The 22,126-nt window shown below is 50.1% G+C and carries 17 protein-coding genes and 1 pseudogene; 14 read left to right on the top strand and 4 right to left on the bottom strand.

All coding sequences use genetic code 11. From position 1 onward, the window contains the following. Positions 1-95 precede the first annotated feature (95 nt). A pseudogene (locus ACFVVF_RS08450) lies at positions 96-1,662 on the top strand (IS1182 family transposase). Positions 1,663-1,792: 130 nt separating this feature from the next. Here ACFVVF_RS08450 and ACFVVF_RS08445 read toward each other — a convergent pair. Further along, complete coding sequence (locus tag ACFVVF_RS08445) at positions 1,793-3,004, bottom strand: oxalate decarboxylase family bicupin (protein ID WP_387807107.1); 1,212 nt, start codon at positions 3,002-3,004, stop codon at positions 1,793-1,795. A gap of 180 nt (positions 3,005-3,184) precedes the next feature. Further along, the gene (locus tag ACFVVF_RS08440) at positions 3,185-3,862 is read right to left on the bottom strand and encodes a cupin domain-containing protein (protein WP_387807105.1); all 678 of its coding nucleotides are present in this window, start codon (positions 3,860-3,862) and stop codon (positions 3,185-3,187) included. A gap of 199 nt (positions 3,863-4,061) precedes the next feature. On the opposite strand from ACFVVF_RS08440, the gene ACFVVF_RS08435 reads away from it, so the two are divergent. From ACFVVF_RS08435 to cysI, 4 genes are all read left to right on the top strand, one after another. Beyond that, complete coding sequence (locus tag ACFVVF_RS08435) at positions 4,062-4,511, top strand: Rrf2 family transcriptional regulator (protein ID WP_387807103.1); 450 nt, start codon at positions 4,062-4,064, stop codon at positions 4,509-4,511. 63 nt (positions 4,512-4,574) lie between these two features. Continuing rightward, positions 4,575-5,846 (top strand): MFS transporter, encoded by a 1,272-nt coding sequence (locus ACFVVF_RS08430; protein WP_387807101.1) that lies wholly within the window; start codon positions 4,575-4,577, stop codon positions 5,844-5,846. A gap of 346 nt (positions 5,847-6,192) precedes the next feature. Then, the gene (locus ACFVVF_RS08425; RefSeq protein ID WP_387807099.1) at positions 6,193-8,052 is read left to right on the top strand and encodes an assimilatory sulfite reductase (NADPH) flavoprotein subunit; all 1,860 of its coding nucleotides are present in this window, start codon (positions 6,193-6,195) and stop codon (positions 8,050-8,052) included. Between the two features lie 67 nt (positions 8,053-8,119). Beyond that, complete coding sequence (gene cysI, locus ACFVVF_RS08420; protein ID WP_387807097.1) at positions 8,120-9,856, top strand: assimilatory sulfite reductase (NADPH) hemoprotein subunit; 1,737 nt, start codon at positions 8,120-8,122, stop codon at positions 9,854-9,856. A gap of 86 nt (positions 9,857-9,942) precedes the next feature. On the opposite strand, the gene ACFVVF_RS08415 is transcribed toward cysI, so the two are convergent. Then, on the bottom strand, positions 9,943-10,269 hold the full coding sequence (locus ACFVVF_RS08415) for a hypothetical protein (protein WP_387807096.1): 327 nt from the start codon (positions 10,267-10,269) through the stop codon (positions 9,943-9,945). Between the two features lie 170 nt (positions 10,270-10,439). On the opposite strand from ACFVVF_RS08415, the gene ACFVVF_RS08410 reads away from it, so the two are divergent. Continuing rightward, positions 10,440-10,958: a TetR/AcrR family transcriptional regulator gene (locus ACFVVF_RS08410; RefSeq protein ID WP_387807094.1), complete on the top strand. Its 519-nt coding sequence runs from the start codon at positions 10,440-10,442 to the stop codon at positions 10,956-10,958. Positions 10,959-11,101: 143 nt separating this feature from the next. After that, complete coding sequence (locus ACFVVF_RS08405) at positions 11,102-11,962, top strand: TolB family protein (protein WP_387807092.1); 861 nt, start codon at positions 11,102-11,104, stop codon at positions 11,960-11,962. 776 nt (positions 11,963-12,738) lie between these two features. On the opposite strand, the gene ACFVVF_RS08400 is transcribed toward ACFVVF_RS08405, so the two are convergent. After that, the gene (locus tag ACFVVF_RS08400) at positions 12,739-13,638 is read right to left on the bottom strand and encodes a LysR family transcriptional regulator (RefSeq protein WP_387808935.1); all 900 of its coding nucleotides are present in this window, start codon (positions 13,636-13,638) and stop codon (positions 12,739-12,741) included. Between the two features lie 160 nt (positions 13,639-13,798). Between ACFVVF_RS08400 and ACFVVF_RS08395 the strand changes: the two genes are divergently transcribed. From ACFVVF_RS08395 to ACFVVF_RS08365, 7 genes are all read left to right on the top strand, one after another. Then, on the top strand, positions 13,799-14,902 hold the full coding sequence (locus ACFVVF_RS08395; protein WP_387807090.1) for an ABC transporter substrate-binding protein: 1,104 nt from the start codon (positions 13,799-13,801) through the stop codon (positions 14,900-14,902). 3 nt (positions 14,903-14,905) lie between these two features. After that, a complete protein-coding gene (locus ACFVVF_RS08390; RefSeq protein WP_387807088.1) occupies positions 14,906-16,606 on the top strand; it encodes an ABC transporter permease in 1,701 nt (566 codons plus the stop codon). Continuing rightward, positions 16,603-17,682, top strand: a complete 1,080-nt coding sequence (locus tag ACFVVF_RS08385) for an ABC transporter ATP-binding protein (protein WP_387807086.1) — start codon at positions 16,603-16,605, stop codon at positions 17,680-17,682. Before ACFVVF_RS08390 ends, ACFVVF_RS08385 begins: the two co-directional genes overlap by 4 nt. Before the next feature lie 7 nt (positions 17,683-17,689). Then, the gene (locus ACFVVF_RS08380) at positions 17,690-18,352 is read left to right on the top strand and encodes a metallophosphoesterase (protein ID WP_387807084.1); all 663 of its coding nucleotides are present in this window, start codon (positions 17,690-17,692) and stop codon (positions 18,350-18,352) included. Positions 18,353-18,511: 159 nt separating this feature from the next. After that, positions 18,512-19,537 carry a LacI family DNA-binding transcriptional regulator gene (locus ACFVVF_RS08375; protein ID WP_387807082.1) on the top strand — a complete coding sequence of 342 codons (1,026 nt, stop codon included), beginning with the start codon at positions 18,512-18,514 and terminating at the stop codon, positions 19,535-19,537. A 244-nt stretch (positions 19,538-19,781) separates the two neighbouring features. Beyond that, positions 19,782-20,750 (top strand): nucleoside hydrolase, encoded by a 969-nt coding sequence (locus ACFVVF_RS08370; protein WP_387807080.1) that lies wholly within the window; start codon positions 19,782-19,784, stop codon positions 20,748-20,750. Beyond that, entirely contained in the window at positions 20,747-22,111 is a 1,365-nt protein-coding gene (locus ACFVVF_RS08365; RefSeq protein ID WP_387807078.1) for an ABC transporter substrate-binding protein, read from the top strand. Before ACFVVF_RS08370 ends, ACFVVF_RS08365 begins: the two co-directional genes overlap by 4 nt. Positions 22,112-22,126: the final 15 nt, after the last annotated feature.

Raw genomic sequence — 22,126 nt, 5'->3', positions numbered from 1 at the left:
TTAGGGACGCCCCTTCTTCATATTGTCAAACAAAAAGAAACCGTTTCTTGGTAAAATGGAAGTGCGACCCACCATTTACGAAAGGAACGGTTTCTTTGTACATTCAATATACCATGGATCAACTCTACTTACCAATGGATTTAGAAGAAGACATCCCCGCCAATCATCTCGTTCGTGTAATCAATGCTGCAGTTAATCGTCTGGACGACTCCATCTTCAACGCGGCCTATCCCGGAGGCGGACGAGATAGTTACCACCCCAAGATGCTCACCAAAGTCATCATATATGCTTACTCGCAGCGAATCTACTCCTCCCGTCAAATTGCCAAAGCCGTTCGTGAAAATATCATGTTCATGTGGATTGCTGGTAGGCAGCGACCAGACTTCCGGACCTTGAACCGGTTTCGCTCCGAAAGGATGAAAGACGTACTGGAAACGGTCTTCACCAGTGTCCTTCAATTTCTAGCGGAGGAAAAGTATGTGAAGCTCGAGCATTACTTTGTCGACGGCACAAAGATCGAAGCGAACGCAAATCGCTACACATTTGTCTGGGGTAAAGCGGTCGTGAAGCACCAAGCAAAGCTGCAAGAGAAGGTGCAGACCCTGTTTGCAACAATCGAAGCGGCGGAGAAGCAGGAAGATCAGGAACATGCGGGCCAAGACCTTGCCGAGCTTGGCGAAGCGACTTCCCTAACGAGCGAAAAGTTGGAGGCTGCCGTTCAGCAATTGGAAACGAAACTGCAGGCCCAGCCAAAGGACAAACCGCTAAAAAAAGCGGTACGCGCGCTCCGAAAAGATCTGCTCCCGCGTTTACAGAAATATGAGACCCATCAAAAACACCTTGGCGAGCGGAATAGTTACAGCAAGACCGATCCCGATGCGACCTTTATGCGAATGAAAGAAGATCATATGAAAAATGGTCAGCTCAAGCCTGGCTACAATGTGCAGATTGGAACGGAAAATCAGTTCGTTATTGGCTACAGTTTGCATCAACGCCCGACTGACACACGTTGCCTGAAGCCGCATCTGGAGAAGGTCAAGGCCGCTCTTGGTAGGTTGCCAAAAACGGTAATCGCTAATCGCGGATGCCGGATATGGCGGAGAAGAAAATTATGCGTTCCTAGAAAGTGAACAGTTGGATGCATTAGTGAAGTACAGCACGTACCACAAGGAAAAATCGAAGAAGTGGCAGCAAGATATCAGCAAGCTGGATAATTGGCAGTATGACGAAGCGGAGGATACGTGGACTTGTGCAGCGGGTCGCCAACTGCTGTTTCATTATGAAAGCAAAAAAACGACGGAAAGCGGCTACGAAATAAGAAATCGACATTACCGAAGTGAAAGCTGCGAAGGTTGTCCACTCAAAGAAAGATGTACGAAAGCGCAAGGGCCGCGTGAAATCAGCGTAAGTATCAAGTATCTGCGCTACAAGCAGCAAGCCCGTGAGAAACTCAAAAGCGAGGAAGGACATGCCCTATCGGTTCGACGAATGATTGAACCGGAGAGTGTGTTTGGGCAAATGAAAAACAACCGGGGATTCCGGCGTTTTCTGCTTCGAGGTCTCCCGAAAATGAGCCTAGAGGTCGGGTGGCTTTCACTCGCCCACAATCTGCTCAAGAAAGCAACAATCGACCGGAAAGCAGAAAAAGCGATGCAGGGATAACCGCCCCGCATCGCTTTTCCTCTATTTTTTACATGAACTTTCATCCAGTGAACTGACTAGTCAAGTGAGCGTACCTACTTTTGGGACGGCTCCTTTTATCTGTTCAACAGGATAACCGGATGAGTAGACTTCAGTCTCTCGGTCCGGAAGGCCTCGGATAGTAGGAGAAACCCGGATAACGGACGACCGGCCATTTCTCCTTGCGCAATGCGTTAAGCAGCTCTGGACCGACATGGAGGTTGCTTGCGACGAGCTGCTGCGGAGTCAGCGCCATCCACTGGTTCAAGGACACGTCCTCAAACCGGTCGCTCTTGAACATTTCCAGAAACCAGAGCGTTTCCGTTCCGGTGTTCTGAATATAATGGCCGAAGGCAAACGGCACGTATCCGACGTCTCCTGCCCGGTAATCGAACGTGCGCGCTCTGCCGTTTCCGCCAAATACGGTCATTCTGCCTTGTCCTGACAAATAATATTGCCATTCATCGTTGTTCGGATGCCAGTGAAGCTCCCGCATTGCCCCAGGCTCGACCTCAACCAGCGCAGCCGCTATCGTCTTGGAGATCGGGAAATTAGTAGAGTCTACAATCCGGACGCTGCCGCCCGGTGTGCGGAGCGGCGGCTGGGCAAGAAGACGGTGCTTGAAGCTGAGCGGAATTTTGCCATAGGGAGACTGTACCTCTTGACTCTCCAGCGTGCCTGGCACGCGATCCTGATAAATATAGACCTGATCACCCGGGATGCTGCGGAATGCTTCCATCGGCACGCCGAAATTAGCCGACAGCACATCCTTAGGGGTGTGTGCGAACCAATCGGAAATTGATAATGTATTCAAGTCTGAGAAATTCCCGTCATCAAAGACGAGCAGAAATTCACAGCCTTCGGCGAGAGCTTGAATGGAATGGGGCAGTCCTGCCGGAAAATACCACAGATCGCCGGGGCCAACATCAGCAATGAAGTTGCGTCCGTTCTGATCGACAGACGTAATGCGTGCGGTTCCCCAGATCATATAGGCCCATTCTGCTTGCTGATGCCAGTGAAGCTCCCGTACACCGCCGGGCGTTAAGCTCATATTGACGCCAGCCAGCGTCGTGGCGACCGGGAGATCGCGAACTGTAATTTCCCGCGACCAGCCGCCATGATTGAGCTGCATATGCGTATCGGAGAAAGACATTTTCAAGTTGGGCATTAAGCCGGCATCTGTAGCCGGAGGAACCAGCATGTCCGGATTTTCCAAGTCCCGCATAATATCGCGGGGGCCGTAATCCGGGCCGCCTGCGCCGTCGCTGCGGATGGGCTGCGGAATAGGGAAAGGGGCTTCGTTCTTAGAACGTTCATCGTTCATGGCTCTTTCATTGCCTCCCTTCACCATTAATGAAATTGTATAATAACAGGCATGAGCACGTGCATCTATCCATAGCTATGTGATTCCGCTTGTCTTTTATGTACATAAACGCCGTAAAAGGGGAAGTGGCTCCTGCCTTGCCGGACAGAAGCCTTTAATTGCTGGATCATGAGCAGCCGCTCAATCGTTTAATCCGTAACCTCCGCCATATCCGTTAGGAGCGGGATAGCTCCAGCCGTTGCCGATCTGTCCGTTAAAGGAAGGCTGCGTGTAGCTGCGTGCCTGCTGCTGCGGAATTTGTGCGTAATCCTGATCCAACTCCCTGTGGCAGCTGCTTGGCGGTCCGATAACGACCGTATCTGTAATCGGTGCAAGCGTGTTTTTCACCTTCGCTTCATCGAGGCAGTAGGTATGAGCGAATACGCTTGCCGGCGTTAGGCGCAGCATATCGGATGCCGGAATAAATTCCGGAACCGGAGCGTCGAAGATGGCAAGCAGTTGAGTATTGTCCACGGTAGCCATTTCATAGTGCCACCAGCCTTGGGGAACATTCGCGACTTGACCGGGCTGGATCTGAAAGTTAAGCAGCTGCTTGGTGAAGGGGTTAATCAGAGAAACGAGCGCAGCGCCTGATATGCAGAACACAAGCTCTGAAGCATTCTGATGAATATGAGGCTCAACGACATTGCCTGTACTCAGAAAAATATTGAGCAAGGATACGTTGCCCAGCGTGTTTAATTGCTGAATGCCAAGCGCATCGATATAGTTGCGCGAATCCTTTTGGAAAAACGGGTTGTTTTTCAAATCATAAGTAAATTGAACAGAGGGTGACGTAAAGTCCATATAGGAAACAGCCATGCTAATCCTTCCTTTCACTTGCGGTTATAGGCGATCGCATAAACCATTGTATTCGTATGCCCAGGAAAGGTGAGGAGAGTGGAAGAGGTGTAGTTGTTCCTTACAGCAGTCATTGTATAGAAGGAAATAGCGCATGGAAATTATATATTGACAACATAATTTAATGTAACTATAGTGGTTCTATTGAAGGAGTGATGACATGGGAGCCAACAGTCATTTTACCGTTGCCTTGCATATTTTGTCCCGCATTCGCTATGAACAAGTCAAGAAGGATGACCTCTCCGTCTACGTGACCTCACAGGCGATTGCAGAAAGTGTCAACACCCATGCTGTGTTTATAAGACGAATCCTCAGCAGCTTGCATAAGGCCGGCCTGGTTGATGTCCGGCGGGGCAATGTGAACGGCGGCTGGAAGCTGACCCGGTCCACCCAGGATATCACGCTGCTGGACGTATATGACGCTGTTGTCGATCAGCCGCTGCAGGAGATGCACCATAGCAAGCCTAATCAGCGCTGCTCAATCGGCCGCGGCATTCAGCCGACGCTGCGGAAATATTACGGTGCAGCAGAACAGGCTTTTCGCGAAGAGCTGTCTCGCACGAATATGGAGACGATTTACGAGGAGACGATGATTCTTGCGGTGGAGTAAAATTTTTTATGATCATCAATGTAACTGATTCAATTACATTAAGAAAGTGGAGGGAGCCTTCCCGTGTCTAATTTACAGAGAACCTCACGGTTTTATTATGGATGGATTATTGTAGGCATTGTATTTGCGACGCTGCTCATTTCGGCAGCAATCAGCTCCGTGCCAAGCGTTCTCATGATTCCTCTGGAGAAGGAATTCGGATGGGGGCGGAGCGATGTTTCCGCTGCTGCTTCAATTCGGATATTATTGTACGGCTTAATGGGCCCATTCTCCGCTGCCTTTATGGCCCGGTTCGGCGTATCGAGAATTATGCTATTATCGATCCTTTTACTAGTCATTAGTATTGGATTTACGCCGTTTATTACAGAGATCTGGCAGTTTATCGTCATCTGGGGCATATTGGTCGGGTTAGGAACAGGTTCGCTAGCCAATGTGCTTGGCGTAACGATTGCCAACCGCTGGTTCGTCAAGCATAAAGGACTTGTTATCGGTATGCTGACGGCAAGTGCGGCTACCGGCCAATTGCTGTTCTTACCGTTAATCGCTCAGGCTACGAGTCTATGGGGATGGCGTTTTGCAATCTACGCGATCATTGGCGCGCTTCTGCTCCTAGTCCCGCTAATCGGTTTCGGCATGCGCAATCATCCTTCTGATATCGGGCTCCCGGCGCTCGGCGAAGAGACGGTCGTTAAGCCTGCTCCCTTTACCGGCAATTTGTTCATGACGCCAATTAGAGCCCTAGGCTCTGCCGCCAAAAGCGGCACCTTTTGGCTGCTTGCAGGAACGTTCTTCCTCTGCGGCTTCTCAACCAATGGCTTGATCGGAACGCATCTTATTCCGGCATGCGGAGATTTTGGCATTCCGCTTGTCATTGCGGCTGGTCTACTGTCTCTGATGGGGTTGTTCGATCTGGTAGGCACGACGCTGTCAGGCTGGCTGACCGACCGTTTCGACAGCCGCAAGCTGTTGTTCTGGTATTATGGCCTTCGCGGCTTATCGCTTATCTTCCTGCCGTTCGCGCTTGGCTCCGGTTATACGCAGCTGCTTATCTTTTCCGTCTTTTACGGACTGGATTGGATCGCGACCGTTCCGCCGACAGCGAAGCTGTCCTCAGATGCCTTCGGCAAGGAGAAGGCTGGCATGATTTTCGGCTGGATTGTCGTAGCACATCAAGCTGGGGCATCGACTGCCGCATACGGTGCGGGTGTTCTTCGGGACCTGCTCGGCAGTTACACGGTGCCGTTTGCCGTTGCAGGCTTCCTTTGCTTATTCGCTTCGGTAATGGCGATGCGCATCCGCAAGTCGAAGTCTGCTGCTGCAGGTGCAGCGGCGTAAAGCTTTTATAAGAATAGGGCTGTCTCCGTTTATGGAGGCAGCTTTTTTTTGCACGGGCGATGGTTCAAAAATTGTCTTATACGGCTGTGAAAAAATCCGGCATGTCATTATTAATCTATATCAAAATTGTGGTGCAAACAGCCATTTAGCGGCCAATTGGAGGCCTGTTCGCGAGTCATGTCGTTTTATAAGAAAAACTGAATGATTTCACAAAATTTCTTATAGCTAAAACTGCCCCGAATTCATTGACCATAGTGCGGTGCTGAGGTAGCATTAGGTCAGAATATAAAACAAAGCGTCGAACTTGGAATTATGCGTTTTCGAAAACGATACGAGGTGAATGCAGTTGCAACTCAAAGTGACGAACAGTCCATTTACGGAAGAACAAGCTGAGCTTTTCAATCGGTTATTGCCAACCCTTTCTCCTGCACAAATCCAATGGTTAAACGGGTATTTGGCATTTTACAGCGCGGGGGCATCTTCAGCCGCCGGCTCGGAAACATCGGTCGCAATTGAAGCCGTCAGCGCAGTACAGGAGGCACCGCCTGCTGCAGTCGTTGAGGCTCCGAAGGATGCAACGATTCTCTTCGGCTCCCAGACAGGCAATTCGCAGCGTCTGGCAGGCAAGCTTGCTGAGAAGCTGAAGGGGCAGGGCGTTGAAGTGACCCTCTCCTCCATGAACCAGTTCAAGACCAACAATTTGAAAAAAGCCGGCCATGTATTTATTCTTGTCAGCACGCACGGCGAGGGAGATCCGCCGGACAATGCATTGACCTTCTATGAATTTTTGCACGGCAAACGGGCCCCTAGGCTGGAAGAGACCAAGTTTTCGGTACTTTCCCTGGGCGACACGTCTTATGAGTTTTTCTGCAAAACAGGACAGGACTTCGACAAGCGTCTTGAGGAGCTTGGCGCGCAGCGTATCGTAGATCGGGCTGACTGCGATGTCGACTTCGACGAAACGGCATCAGCGTGGATCGCCAGCGTGGCAAGCGCGTTAAACACTTCCGCTGGTGCTGCAACTGCTGCTGTTCCGGCTGCAACGTCATCTGCGTCCGTCTCCACACAAGGAGAATCAGAATATTCGCGTGTTAATCCGTTCAAAGCTGAAGTACTGGAAAACTTGAACCTGAACGGACGCGGTTCTGACCGTGAGACTCGTCATCTGGAGCTGTCTCTTGAGGGTTCGGGATTGACGTATGAGCCGGGCGATTGTGTAGGTATCTATCCGCAGAACGATCCGGCGTTGGTCGAGCGTATTATTGAAGAACTGAAATGGAACCCGGATGAGCAGGTTGCTGCAGGAAAATCGGGCGAGACTGCATCACTCCGGAATGCGCTGGAGCATCATTATGAAATTACGGTGCTGACGAAGCCGCTGCTGGAGAAAGCGGTTGCCTACTCCGGCAACGACAAACTGGCAGAGCTGGTTAAGCCGGACAATAAAGAGCAGTTGAAGACGTATATCAACAGCCGGGATTTGCTCGACCTGCTTCGTGATTACGCGCCATGGACAATTGCACCGAAGGACATTGCGAATTTGCTTCGCAAGCTGCCGCCGCGTCTTTACTCCATCGCCAGCAGCTACAGCGCTCATCCTGAGGAAGTTCATCTGACGATCCGCAAAGTGCAATACGATGCGCATGGCAGAGAACGCAACGGAGTATGCTCCGTGCAAGCCTCCGAGCGACTGGAACAAGGCGACAAGCTGTCGATTTTCATTCAGCAAAATCCGAATTTCAAGCCGCCGGTCAATCCGGATACTCCGGTCATCATGATCGGTCCCGGCACAGGCGTTGCGCCATTCCGGGCGTTTCTTGAAGAGCGTGAAGAGCTTGGCGTAACGGGAAAAAGCTGGCTGTTCTACGGCGATCGCCATTTTGTAACCGACTTCCTGTATCAGACCGACTGGCAGCGTATGCTCAAAGACGGCGTCCTTACGAATCTGGATGTAGCCTTCTCCCGCGACACGAAGGAAAAGGTGTACGTACAGCACAGAATGCTGGAGAAAGCGAAGGAGCTTTACCAGTGGCTGGAGGAAGGCGCGCATGTGTATGTATGCGGAGACGAGAAGCATATGGCGCATGACGTTCATAAGGCGCTCTTGACGGTTATAGAGCAGCAGGGCAGCAAAAACTCGGAAGCGGCTGCCGCCTATTTGGCGGGATTGCAGGAGCAAGGCCGTTACCAGCGCGATGTTTATTAATCGTTGCATTTATAGATAAAGATCGTTGTAATTTGTACGTTATGCAAAAGCAAAGGAGTTGGCAGCAATGGCAAAGAAACATAAAGTTGAACCGATTGGCGGACCTCCAAGCGACGTAGAATTGCTGAAAGTCGAAAGTAATTACTTGCGCGGCTCTCTGGTAGGATCTCTCGCCAACCGCATTACAGGCGGCTTGCCTGAATTGGACAACCGGCTGCTGAAGTTTCATGGCAGCTATATGCAGGATGACCGGGATTACCGCAACGAGCGGGAGAAGCAGAAGCTGGAGCCTTCCTACCAATTCATGCTTCGTGTCGTTACGCCGGGCGGCGTATCGACACCGGAGCAATGGCTGGTCATGGATGAGCTGGCTGATAAATATGGAAGCGGAAGCTTGCGTATTACGACTCGTCAGGCTTTCCAACTGCATGGCGTTCTGAAATGGAACTTGAAAGAGACGATTCAGGATATTAACCATGCGCTGTTGACGACGCTGGCGGCATGCGGCGACGTAAGCCGTAATGTAATGTGCAACCCGAATCCGTACCAATCGGAAGTTCATAGTGAAGTCTATCATTGGTCGCAGCAGCTGACGACGCATCTGGCACCAAAGACGCCTGCTTATCATGAAATATGGCTCGACGGAGAGAAGGTTGTTGACAGTCTGGAGCAAGAGGAAGGTTCGGCGAAAGAGGTTGAGCCGATCTACGGACCGGTCTACCTGCCGCGGAAGTTCAAAATCGGCATCGCTGTTCCGCCATCTAATGACGTCGACGTTTATTCGCAAGACCTTGGTTATATTGCCATCATCGAAAAGGGCAAGCTGGTAGGCTTCAACGTTAGCGTTGGCGGCGGCATGGGCATGACGCATGGCGACAACCAAACTTATCCTCAGCTCGCTCGCGTCATTGGCTTCTGTACGCCGGACCAAATTCTCGATGTGGCAGAAAAGACAGTTACAATCCAGCGTGATTACGGCAACCGTTCCGTACGGAAATATGCCCGCTTTAAATACACAATCGACCGTCACGGCCTCGACTGGTTCGTTGACGAGCTTCATGATCGTCTGGGCTGGAAGCTGGAGCCTGCCCGTGAATTCAAATTCGATCACACAGGCGACCGTTATGGCTGGATAAAAGGCAAAGACGGCAAATGGAACGTCAACTTGTATATCCAAAGCGGCCGGATTGTCGATACGGATACGCTGAAGCTGAAAACAGGCCTGCGCGAAATTGCCAAAATTCATACCGGCGATTTCCGGATGACAGCGAACCAGAACCTGGTCATTGCGAACATCACCGGTCAGAAAAAAGCGAAGATTAATGCACTGTTGAAAGAGTACGGCATTTCCGAAGGCTCGCATCTTTCTGCTTTGCGCCGCAGCGCTTTGTCTTGCGTAGCTTTGCCAACCTGCGGCTTGGCAATGGCGGAAGCTGAACGTTACCTGCCGACGCTCATCGACAAGCTGGAGCCGATTCTGGAGGATGCCGGCTTGCGCGAAGAGGAGATCAATATCCGGATGACCGGCTGCCCGAATGGCTGCGCTCGTCCTGCACTGGGTGAGATCGCTTTTATCGGCAAATCGCCGGGCAAATACAATATGTATATGGGAGCGGGCTTCTCTGGGGATCGTCTCAGCAAGCTGTACCGCGAAAATATCGGCGAAGAGGAAATTATCGATACCTTGAAGCCAATCATTAACCGTTTTGCAACGGAACGCGGGCAAGGCGAGCATTTCGGCGACTTTGTCGTACGGACTGGATATGTGAAAGCGGTCCTTTCCGGAACGGATTTCCACAGCTAATCCTATAATGAAAATGAAAGGGACCTCTTTACCCGATGCGGGTGTAAGAGGTCCTTTTGCTTTTAGAATTTTACTTCCGGTTATAGCTAATCGTAGCGTATTTTATGGGATTCCACTTTCCAGTTCTCGTCGAACTGGAGGACGAGTAGACTGTCGTCAACACCTAATCCGGCTCTGCCCAAATAATAAACGTACTGGAAAGCAGGCTCGTCCAGCTTCTCTTCAGGCTTGCCCAGCAGACTAATGATCTCATCCTCTGTCTTGCCCACAAGATTATTGTTCTTATTTAATAAATCACTTAACATTGCGCTTCTTTTCTCACGGTCGCTGGTCCAGCTATTCGCGGTAAATTGGCTTTGGCAAGCGCATAGCAGCAATAGTGCTAGTAAAGAGAGTACTATTTTTCTCAACATGATCCTCCTGTATTATTTTATTTCCAATATTATCTAGACGCAAAAGAATCAAAAGGGTTGCATCACAAATAGGTTGCAGCGGAGAAGCGGGTCGCCTATAATGATTTCAATAGTAATTGGTTAATCAATAAAATGTTATTATATAACGAGTGCAACAAAGGAGAATAGCTATGGCAAAAGTAACTGCAGCTTCTGCGAATCGCCGAGCCGAAATTGTAGCCGCTGCAATCGAAGTTTTTGCAGAAATCGGCTATTACCGGGCGACAACAGCGCAAGTGGCGGAGCTGGCTTCGATTTCCCAGCCCTATGTATATCGTTTTTTTACCAAGGAGTCGTTGCTTGTCGAAGCACTGGACGTATCTTGGCAGCGGATTACCGGCCAGTTTCAAAGCGTCATTGATTCCGCCGCTCCGGAACAGCTGGAGGACGGCCTGACTCGCGCTTACGAGGCCGTTATGCAGTCGCACCGCTATGAAATTTTGCTGCAAATGCAAGCACAGACCATTAACGAACCGGCGGTTCGGCAGTCAATCAGGCAAGGAATGGGTAAAATCCAGCAGATGGTTAATGACGCTTTCAAGCAAGCGGGAATTGATCAGCCTGAGGCGCGTACAACCAACTTTTTAGCCCGCGGAATGCTGTGCAACGTTTCTATGGCGCTTGATATGCCAGAGCTGTTTGTGAAGTAATGTTGGGTCTGTTTTGAAAGAGGAGTCCGCAATTTTGTTATTGCCGATTCCTCATTAGAAATATGGTCGTGAGAAATGAAAACTGAATTGAAAGCGTAATCACTAATGCTATATATTTTTTAGGAATGCGAGGAGAGATTGCGATGGGGAAGACAAGCACATTAACTAGCATTTTGGAAACAGTCGATATTTCGACGGGGGAACGAACGGTGTTAGCTCAATTCCCGTATTTGATCGAAGCGCCAAACTGGACATCGGATGGAACAGCGTTAATTTACAACTGTGAAGGAAAGCTGTACGCATTCGAAATAGCTACAGGCAACAGTTCGGTCATAGATTCGGGATTTGCTGTACGCTGCAATAATGATCATGTGCTGTCTCCCGGCAATAATACGCATGTCGCGGTGAGCCACCATACCGCGGAAGACGGCAAATCCCGCATTTATACCTTCCCTTTGACCGGTGGTGCACCCGTTCTGATTACTCCGATGGGGCCAAGCTATCTTCATGGCTGGTCGCCGGATGGCAGCACGTTGTCCTATTGTGCAGAAAGGGATGGCGAATACGACATTTATACGATCCCGGCAATTGGAGGGCTTGAAACGCGGCTGACGGACAGTCCAGGGCTAAATGACGGTCCAGAATATTCACCGGACGGCAGTCATATTTGGTTCAACTCTGTCCGCTCCGGACTGATGCAGGTATGGCGAATGAATGCGGATGGCAGCGAGCAAACGCAAATGACCTTCGAAGAAAGCAATAACTGGTTTCCCCATATTTCACCGGACGGCCAGTGGGCAGCCTACATATCCTATCGCAAGGGAGACGTCGACCCGGGCGATCATCCCGCTAATAAGGAAGTTGAGATTCGCCTGATGCCAAGTGTAGGCGGCGAGTCCCACACATTGGTGCAACTGTTCGGAGGACAAGGTACAATAAACGTCAATTCCTGGTCGCCTGACAGCCAACAGCTCGCTTTCGTGAGCTACCGGATCGAGGGATAGAATAGAGGCGTAGTATAGTGGGAAAAGAGCTGCAGCCGCAGCTCTTTTTTTTGTCTTGTCGACGATCCTCATACTTGTCTCCTCGTGAAATGAGGAACAAAATGTAAAAGTACATTTTGAAAAGCCTCAAAAGCCCCAAAACTGCCTTCAAAATGTAAAAATACATTTGAAATCGCGAGATTTAGCCTTTTTGGCTTAATTTAGGCCAACCAAAATGCACTTTTGCATTTTGAAGCCATAAATCGCCGAAAACACGGCTGACAACCTGCACTTTTACATTTTGATTCGTTCCAACCCCTGCTAGCTTGACTATAAAAAGTGGGTACGACCGTTGCACGGCGGCTAGTTGATGCTGACAATAACTAAAACCTACTAAACTTCGCTATACGAAAAACGCAGCTTCCTTCTCCAACGTTCTTTAAAGTAACATGCTCTGTCTAATCTTCGCTCGCTACGCTGCCTGAGTGCAATGCTCACATGAGTCTGCTATGCTCGGATTTGCCTTGCTGCGTCACAGTAGCGACATGAAACCAAAATTCATCGAGAAGCGATGCGACAATGGAATCAAGAACGGCAGCATGAACCAAAGCGGGCAGCGGCCCGGGGGGTGTTGAAGTTGCAGTTAGGGAAAGCGGAGCGTTTTGAGTTCATGCTGACATTTTGCAGATTCTATCCATTGATCATCGTAAAAGCGATGAAACAATGGAATCAAGAACGGCAGCATGAACCAAAACGCGCAGCGATCCCGGGTTTAGTAATGCACCAACAACAACGATCTAGCCCCGCACATCCTCCGGCAGACAGGACAGCTTCATAAACTGAATAAAAGTCCGCACCTGATACGCCATCACATCTTCTTTCCGGTAAGCGAGGCAAATTTGCCGCTGCTTCACTTGGCCTGGCAGATCCAGCAACACAATTTCTCCTGCTGCTGCTTCCTTCATGGCGCTGCGCCACGGGAGAATGCCGACGCCAATGCCATGCTTGACCGACTCCTTAATCGTCTCAATGGCACCCAGCTCCATGCCGATGGTCCATTGCAAGCCATTGTCCTTCGCCCAGCTGTCAGCCAGTTCACGGGTAGTAGAGCCGTGCTCATGGAGCAGAAAGGCTTGTCCTTTCAGATCGTCGACGGATATGGCCGCCTGGCTTGCCAGAGGGTGGGACTTCGGCAGTGCCAGCTTCAGCTCATCCTCAGCCAGCGGAATCGTTTCTAAGCCTTCCACATCGGTATGGAGCAAGGAAACGACGGCGACATCGATCTGATATTCGCGAAGCAGCGTCAAAACCGCGCCGGCGTGTTTGACGGTTAACAGCGGGACTACATTTTCATAGCCGGATTGAAAGGCAGCCAGATAAGGCGGCAAGAAATAGGTTGCAGGCGTATAGCTGGCGCCGATTTTCAGCTGGCCCCGGCCTTGCTCGCGATGTTCCTTCATTAGCCGCGATGATTCGTCCATGAGTGCGCATATTCTTTTGGCATAGGGTAAAAGCGTTTGTCCCGCATCTGTCAGCTGAAACTGGCGCATTTGTTTATGAAATAGGTTAAGCCCCAGATCTTCCTCGAGCTTTTTCAAATGAAAGCTGACTGTCGGCTGCTTCAAATCGAGCTCTGTGGCTACTTCCGTCAGCGTTGACAGACGGGCTGCCTGGACAAAAACGCGAAGCTGTTGAATGTTAATAACGCATCCCTCCTCGAAATTAATATAGATATTATCGATAAGAATATCAATACATATAGATACATTTAATTTAATCTTATCATTCCTTTAATCCTCCATTTACAATTTGTCCTTAATCTAAGTAAGGAAGAAGAACATAGCGGGAGGTAATGAAATGTTGAAGAGAGCTAGGCAAAAGGGGATTTTACTTATTGGTTTGCTGACGGTGGCGATATCGATTACAGCATGCGGGAATAACGGAGGGACGCCGAACAACTCAGGAGCGTCAAATGCTCCAAACCTGAATAGTGCAGCTGAAGCAAGTCCGGCAGCCGACACAGGGTCCAAGGATGAGCCGCTCGTAGTCTACTTGAATGACTTTGACGAAATTATTAAGCCGATGTTTGAAGAGGCGACTGGCTACAAGCTGGAGCTGGTAAGCGGCAACGGAGCGGAGATCGCTTCGCGTATTGAGGCCGAGAAGGGGAATCCTCACTGGGATGTCGTCTGGATGGACGCAATGCCAACAATCGACCAAATGGGCAAAAACGGACAGCTGCTTGAAGGCTGGTCGCCAAGCAACGTTGATCAACTGACGGATTTTGCTAAAGCATTTGTGCCGGAGAACAAAACGTATTATCCGACTGGCGCACATGCCGCGTCCGTCATCGTCTACAACACGAAAGCCTTTGATGCGAATACTGCTCCAAAAACATGGGCAGATCTGGCTGACCCTAAATTCAAAGGAGTTGTAGGTATGGCTGATCCGGCGGTAGCGGCGCCTGCCTTCCCGTTCGTCGCTTGGTTTTTCCAAACGCAAGGTATGGACGGCGGCAAGAGCTTTTTTGACGGCCTGCTGAAAAACGATCTGCATGTTTACCCGAAAAATCCGAACGTAGCCAAAGCGTTGACAGGCGGCGAGATTAAAGCAGCTGCGCTGCAAGAGAGCAATGCTTATGCGCTGAAAAACGCTGGCGAGCCCATTGAAATCATCTGGCCGGAGGAAGGCGCTCCTGCGTCGGTGCGCGTAGCGGCGATTCAGAAAAATACAAAGCATGCTGATGCTGCCAAAGCATTCGTGGAATTCATCCTGGATCCAAAAACGCAGCAAGCACTGATCGATAACGGGGAAGAAAGCTACTTTGAGGCTTCTGCCAATGGAGTGACGGAGAAGTCCGATCGCGCGGCGAATGCGAAGCTTGTCGTGGCTGAAGCAGCATGGGCTGGCGAGCATGAAGGCGAAATTAAGCAATGGTTCGCTGACAAAGCGGTGAAGTAACCGATGTTTCGATTAAAAGCGCAAGGAAACCGGACCGGCTGGCTCGTGCTAGCCGTCCTGTTTCTGCTTATTTTGCTTCCGCTCGCCGCCGTTGTCATCCAAGTGCTGCTGCCCGGCGTTTTTTTCGGCAACCTAGAGATCGGCAATTTATCTTTGCTGCTTGATGTATTCCGCAGGCCGCTGTGGTACGTCTCCCTAAAAAACTCAGTTGTGCTGGGGATTGGAACTACCGTGCTTGGCACGATGCTTGGCGTTGCCCTTGCGATGGTTCGTTCGAAATGGACGTTTCCAACGGCCAAGCTGCTGGATATTGCGGTCTGGATTCTAATCATTACACCTTCGTTTATTTTGGCTCAAGGCTGGGTGATGTTCGCCTCGTCTGACGGATTGGCAACGAGATGGCTTGGCTGGAGCGGCCTGCATCAGCTTGTGTTTCAGCCCGCTGGCTTGATCGCCGTCATGACATTGAGCAAATTTCCGATGGCCTACCTGACGGTAATTGCCGCATTGGAGTGGAAAGTGGAACAGCTTAGCGACGCAGCCCGGTTATCAGGCGGTTCCCGCTGGACGGTATGGCGGACGATTCAGGCGCCTTTGCTGCTGCCGGCTATTTGCTCCGGCGCTATGCTCGTTTTTATGGATACGGTTGGCGATTTCGGCATGCCGGCATCGATTGCAACGATTTTCCGGTTTCCGACCTTGCCTTATTCGATCTATTCTGCGTTATACACGTCACCGATCCGGTTCGATATGGCGGGGGCGTTGTCCTTCTATCTTGTATTACTGATCGCTGTAGCGATGAGTGTACAGCTGTACGCATTGCGCAAATCGAGATTTGATTTCCTGTCCTCGCGGGCAGTTCGTTCGGTGCCGAAGCGGCCAGCGAAAGGCGCCTTATGGCTGATGGCCGGCAATCTGCTGTTTCTAGCAGTTGTACTGGGCATTCCATTCGGCTCTAACCTGTTAATGTCGATTTCGTCCAACGCTTCGGCAGATGCAAAAACAGGATTAACGCTAAAGCATTACAAGGCGCTATTCACGACTGACGGCAATCTGCTTAGCGGTCTCATTCATTCCCTCGAAATAGCTGCTGTGGCTGCTGTTATCGGTCTCGTTGTCGGATTCTTTGTCGCTTATGTGCTGAACTATTCGGAATTTAAGCTCCGCAAACTCATTGATGTTATTTCGCTCGTCTCGCTTGCTGTGCCGGGTATCGTGCTCGGTATCGGATATATTTTCATATGGAATCAAGCTTGGCTGGAAAAGATCGGGCTGCTGCTGTACGGCACGCCATGGATCTTGGCGCTGGCAAGTGTCGCCGGTGTTATCCCGGTCATCACAAGGGTTGTCGTGGGAGCGATGGCCAAGGTGCCAAGGCAGCTGCTGTCCGCCGCCCAAATGCAAGGAGCGGGTTTCTTGTCCCGGATGAGCTCGGTACTCATGCCGTTGATCAAAGGAGCACTGCTATATGCGGGTCTTGCAGCTTTTGGAGCAAGCGTGTTCGATCTGGCGATTTCGTCGATTCTGTATCCGCCAAATTTCATGACGCTGCCTGTCGTCATCAATAAAGCGTTTGAGGATTTGAAATTCGGCTATGCTGCGGCGGCGACGTTAACCGGCGGCGGATTGGTCATCCTCATTATTGCCGCTATGGAACTGCTATTTAAACCTGCGCGGAAGCGTCAAAGGAGATCATCGCAATGAATACGATACTGGAAGTCAAGGAATTAGCAAAATCATTCGGCAGCCACACCGCACTGCGCGACATCCATTTCTCGGTGCAAAAGGGTGAGATCATCAGCGTGCTAGGGCCTTCGGGCTGCGGCAAATCAACGCTGCTGCAATTAATTGCAGGCTTGCAAAATCCCGATGCCGGCGAGATTAAGCTGCGCGGCAGCGTGGCGGCGTCTGGATCGCGGTCTATTCCACCGGAGAAGCGGGGCATTAATATGGTGTTTCAGGATTATGCCCTATGGCCTCATATGAGCGTCTATGACAACATCGCTTATGGGCTGCGCCGCCAGAAGGTACAGTCAGCCGCTATTCGTGAGCAAATCGCGGAGCTGACAGCGCTGCTTCATCTGCAGGGCTTGGAAGACCGGCTGCCTCCCCAGCTGTCGGGCGGCCAGCAGCAGCGGGTAGCGATTGCCAGGGCGCTGGCAACGAAGCCGGATCTATTGCTGCTAGACGAGCCGCTCTCCAATCTCGATATGCGGCTGCGGATCGAGATGCGTACGGAGATGGCCTATTTGTTCCGCAGGCTGGGTACAACCGTATTCCACGTTACGCATGATCCTGACGAGGCATTTGCAATGGCGGACCGGCTGATGATTATGCGTGCGGGAGCAGTCGATCAGATCGATCCTCCAAAAGCTTGCTATGAGCGTCCGGCAACACTTTCAGCAGCTATGCTGCTCGGAGCAGGCAACCGGCTGAAGGGTCGTGCCGTCACAATGGCAGGAGGAGATATAGGCGTGATCATTGGAGAGCAGGAAATTAGAGGCACTTGGAATGCCCGGACAGCTGCTTCGGGGGACGAGGCGGAGCTGCTTTTCCGGCCGGATGCAGCGGTCTTCATGAGCAGCCCCGTCGCAGAAGGCTTGTCTGTAACGGTTTTGCACAGTGTATATGAAGGGAAGTTTGTGCGCGTCCTTGCCAAGACGGCAGACGGCCAGCAGCTTTCTTTTCTTCATGAGGAGCCTTTGAATGCGGGGGCAGAAGGTTATTTGCACATCAGTCACGTATTTTTATTTCCGCGGGAGCAGCATAACGAGAGGTAGAGCATATATGTCACGACAATTCGTCATTTCAGATATACACGGTCATGCGGAAGGAATGGAATTACTATTGCAAGAGGCGGGCTACCATCCAGGCAAAGACAAGCTCGCGCTGCTTGGGGACTACATTGATGCAGATCCTGCGACATGGGAGTCGTTAAAATACGTCAAAAAGCTTTGTGACGAAGGTGCTGTTGCCTTGGCCGGCAATATGGAGGTTGCGCTGCTTGCGCTTATAAAAGAGAAGGGCTCGCGAAAAGCGCAGGAGGTCAACGCTGAATATGAATTTATTGAATCGCTGCCTTTCTTTGCGCAGTCCGGTTCTTACTTATATGTACATGCCGGCATTCGCCCGGGAATCCGGCTGGATCGGCAAAGCAAGACGGATTTGACAACGATCCGCGAGCCATTCTGGGGCAGTGACTTCGACTTTCCCGCCAATATTGTGTTTGGCCACACGCCAACGCATAAAATGGGAGCGGCACCCGGCGAGCTGTGGCATGCCCCCGGGCGACTGGGGATCGATACCGGCGCAAAACATGGACAGCGGCTAACGTTAGTAGAGCTGTCGGGGCAAACGGCGTATTCATGCAGCACGGCATCTACCAGCCTCTATGGGGATGTCCGGGAAAGCAGCTGGAAGGCGGAATCGCAATTAATACCTTTTAGCTGAGAAGTATAAGTTAAGTATGAACGTCAAAGGCAGAAAAGGCCTTTGACGTTTTTTTACAACAAAAGTTAACGAAAAGTTGATGGCTAATCGTATTCATGTCATAATAATAATCGAACCGGTTTCATAAATTCGGTTTAGAACGATACATAGGAGCAGAAGATGAACGAAAAATCTGATCATGTCACAATCGCCGATGTCGCCAAACTTGCAGGTGTAGCGAAATCGACGGTATCACGCATAATAAACGATGTTCCAGGCGTGAAGCCTGTTACGAGGACTAAAGTGCTGAAAGCGATTGAAGAGCTCGGGTTTAAGCCAAATATGATAGCCAGAAGCTTGAAGACGAATATGAAATACCAGATAGCGCTTGGGATCGATGATATCCGTAACCCTTATTATCCGGAGCTGGCTTGGGCGGTCGAGCAAGTTGCCAAAAACAGTGGATACCGGGTTGTGCTAATCAATCATTATGGGAACCCTACTGAGGAACTATCGCTTATTCGTCATACGAATGAGATGCATATTGACGGTCTAATTTTGCTTTCCATAAGCTATCCGCAAGCTTTGAAAAAATATATTAATCATTCTTCTGTACCGGTCTGCCTCATCGGTAATATTGGCGATGACGTCAATGCGGATATGGTGTATTTGACCAAGCCGGAAGGCATGCTTGCAATGGAGCATCTGATCCGCATCGGTTGTGCAAATATCGCCTATGCCGGAGGGCCAAAGCAGCAGCATCAAGGGATGCGATACGACGCATACGAGAACGCATTGAACGCAAATTTTATGAAAGTAAACTTGTCCAATGTTTTTGTGGGGGCGGATTTTTCGCTGAATACGGGTATTCAGGCTGCTGAATATTTTGCGGGTCTTCCTGAGCTTCCCGATGGTGTCTATGCCGCGAACGATATGATTGCGATCGGTCTCATCCAAGGATTGATCGAGCGGGGTATTCGTGTTCCCGAAGATATAAAGGTAGTTGGTGTGGATGATATCAGCTGGTCGACTATTGCCCGGCCGAAAGTCAGTTCCGTATCCAATCTTACCGGGGAAGTAGGCAGGATAGCAGCCGAATTACTGCTGCAGCGCATTCAGGAGGGAAATACTTCTCCGCTTCGAAAAGTTCAGCTTGAGCCGCGTCTCATCGTTAGGGATTCCAGTGTAAAGGTGAGCCATGCTTAAATGGCTCACTGCTTCATGCGGTGCTAACGCGACTCCTGTGTTTTGAACGAACGGCAGAACGGCAGCATGACAAACAAAACCGTCCATTGACAATTAAAAACGGCTATGTGATAATCATTTTAGAACCGGTTCGAAAAGTTCTATAATAATAATCCAACACAGTACAAGAATTATAACGGCACTTGAAAAATGATTATTTTTTTAAAGCATTATGTAAGAGCTTACATTCAAGGGGGTCATTTCATTGACACAATTGCAACGCATGATTTTGGATACGGACATCGGTACAGATGTGGATGACGCAATGGCAGTAGCGCTTAGTATGTTCTCATCGGAAATTCAGGTTGAGGGTATCACAACCGTCTATGGGGATGTCGATTTGCGGTCCAGAATGGTGAGAAGAATATTGCAATTAGGCGGCAGAGAGGATATTCACATTTATTCCGGCATACGGGAGACGCTGCTGCGAAACCGGGAAATCTGGTGGCTTGGTCATGAAGGAGAAGGTATTCTTCACTTGGATGAACGGGATGAGGAGCTTGGCTTCGAGGAGAAGCATGCGGTGGATTTCATCATCGAGACGGTTATGAACAATCCGGGCGAAATCACGCTGGTTCCGATCGGGCCGCTCACAAACATCGCCGCCGCGCTTATTCGCGAGCCTAAAGTGGCCCAAAATGTGAAGGAAATTATTCTCATGGGGGGAGTGGCTCGTATTGGCAGCAATGCATCAGAGCTAGACTATTACGAGCACAATATTAGCAGAGATCCTGAGTCGGCTTCCATTGTATTCGGAAGCGGCGCTCCTATCGTTATGGTGGGCTTGGATGTGACACGCAAAGTATTGCTGAATCGCACGCACCTGGACCGGCTCACGGCGACTGGCAAGCCGCTTAATCTCATTCTTGTCAAGCTGGTGGAACGATGGCTTGATTGGTATAAGCATGACTATACGGCGATGAATGATCCGCTTGCAGTAGCGCTTCTAATTAACAGGAGCTTTGTAAAGACCAAGAGGATGAAGGTGCATATTGAATATGATCACCGCCATCCGACAGGTCAGACGATCGCCCAGCAGCAAGAGGATGCCAACGTAGAAATTTGCGTAGAGGTAGACAGCGAGGCTTTTATGGAGCTGTTGCTGCAACGGCTATGCGATTATGAAGTCAAGCAGGCAGAGCATGTTTTACCATTTGGGGAGGGATTAAAGTGAACCATTCTAGAAAATTCCGTCCGGCGTTAATTGCAGTACTGCTGATTGCAATTGTGGCCATGGTCTTATCAGGCTGCAGCTCAAACGGAAAAACAAATAAGCCAGATCAAGGTAAGCCGCAAGCAGCAAAAGTAATTATTCCATTCTGGATTACCCCACAAGATAAAGGCATTACAGCATGGTTTACAAAATGGACGAATGAATTCAATAAAAGCAACCCTGGTATTGAGGTAAAACTTGAATTTGTTCCTCAAGACGCTTGGCAGCAAAAGCTAAAGGCGGCGCAGTCCAACGGAACCGCTCCACAAATTTCTTATTCCAACTATGCGAGCATTCCAATGAACATGAAGCAAGGGATGGTAGCTGCGCTTGATGACTATATAGAGCCGAAGGTGTTCGAGGATCTATACGATAATATCAATGAGCTGATTACGATCGGCGGCAAACATTATGCATTTCCTGTATTCGTCGAGCCTTATGAATTGCTGTTTTACCGCAAGGATTTCTTTGAAGAAGCAGGATTGGACCCAAATAGTCCGCCTAAGTCATGGGATGAATTAATTGAAGCGGGCAAAGTGTTAAGCAAGCCGGGACGGTTCGGACTTTCCGTGCCGGGAAGCGCAGATATCGGTTGGACACATTGGTCGTTCCAGAATATGATTGGACACTTCCCGATTAGCGATGACTGGTCTAAGGCAACTGTAAATGACGATCAATACCGGCAGCTATTCACTTTTTGGAAGCGCTTGTATGACGAGAAGGTTGTACCAAAGCAGGCGCTGGCTCCAGCATGGGATATCAAGCCGTTAGCTGAGGGCAGAGTCGCTATGGCGCTTAATGGTTCATGGGCGATTGGCAATCTCAAGAACGATTACAAGGACGTTATGGACAAAATCGGTATTGCAGTCATGCCAACACCGGATGGCGAGATGGCAGGCAAGACGGTTGCCGCTATGGGCGGCTACTCACTAACGATGGACGCCAAAGCTAAAAATCCGAAGGAAGCGGCCGAATTTATTCAATACTTAGTCGCCGGCGATCCGCAAATTATGCTGGACTTCTTCAAGACGACTCAGTATTCGAAGTTTTCCGGACGGAAGTCGGTTGATGCACTCATCAACAAAGAGCCGGAGATTGATAAGGATCCGTATCGCAACGTGGTCGTGGAGCAGGTTATTCCTTATTCAAAGCCCGAGCCATGGTATTCCTTTGATTTGTCCAGCATTTACGCCAACGCATTAGAAACGGTCGTCACGAAAGGCGTGAAGGTCGACGACGCGTTGAAGACGTTGGAGAAGGATTTGAACGACTACATCAAGGTTCATAATTACGCGAACACAAATCCAAAGCTGAATCCATAGCGGGATAGCATTTAA

The sequence above is a fragment of the Paenibacillus sp. NPDC058174 genome, assembly GCF_042883865.1.
Classification (GTDB): Bacteria; Bacillota; Bacilli; order Paenibacillales; family Paenibacillaceae; genus Pristimantibacillus.
Note: the sequence above shows the minus strand (reverse complement) of the source record. Positions and strands in the feature narration are given on the sequence as shown.

Excerpts from the sequence above, each read along its gene's own strand:
- ACFVVF_RS08440 (WP_387807105.1), bottom strand. The coding sequence starts at position 3,862 with ATGGCTGTTTCCTATATGGACTTTACGTCACCCTCTGTTCAATTTACT.
- ACFVVF_RS08390 (WP_387807088.1), top strand. The coding sequence starts at position 14,906 with ATGTTTCGATTAAAAGCGCAAGGAAACCGGACCGGCTGGCTCGTGCTA.
- cysI (WP_387807097.1), top strand. The coding sequence starts at position 8,120 with ATGGCAAAGAAACATAAAGTTGAACCGATTGGCGGACCTCCAAGCGAC.
- ACFVVF_RS08380 (WP_387807084.1), top strand. The coding sequence starts at position 17,690 with ATGTCACGACAATTCGTCATTTCAGATATACACGGTCATGCGGAAGGA.
- ACFVVF_RS08435 (WP_387807103.1), top strand. The coding sequence starts at position 4,062 with ATGGGAGCCAACAGTCATTTTACCGTTGCCTTGCATATTTTGTCCCGC.
- ACFVVF_RS08410 (WP_387807094.1), top strand. The coding sequence starts at position 10,440 with ATGGCAAAAGTAACTGCAGCTTCTGCGAATCGCCGAGCCGAAATTGTA.
- ACFVVF_RS08445 (WP_387807107.1), bottom strand. The coding sequence starts at position 3,004 with ATGAACGATGAACGTTCTAAGAACGAAGCCCCTTTCCCTATTCCGCAG.
- ACFVVF_RS08405 (WP_387807092.1), top strand. The coding sequence starts at position 11,102 with ATGGGGAAGACAAGCACATTAACTAGCATTTTGGAAACAGTCGATATT.
- ACFVVF_RS08395 (WP_387807090.1), top strand. The coding sequence starts at position 13,799 with ATGTTGAAGAGAGCTAGGCAAAAGGGGATTTTACTTATTGGTTTGCTG.
- ACFVVF_RS08385 (WP_387807086.1), top strand. The coding sequence starts at position 16,603 with ATGAATACGATACTGGAAGTCAAGGAATTAGCAAAATCATTCGGCAGC.
- ACFVVF_RS08415 (WP_387807096.1), bottom strand. The coding sequence starts at position 10,269 with ATGTTGAGAAAAATAGTACTCTCTTTACTAGCACTATTGCTGCTATGC.
- ACFVVF_RS08375 (WP_387807082.1), top strand. The coding sequence starts at position 18,512 with ATGAACGAAAAATCTGATCATGTCACAATCGCCGATGTCGCCAAACTT.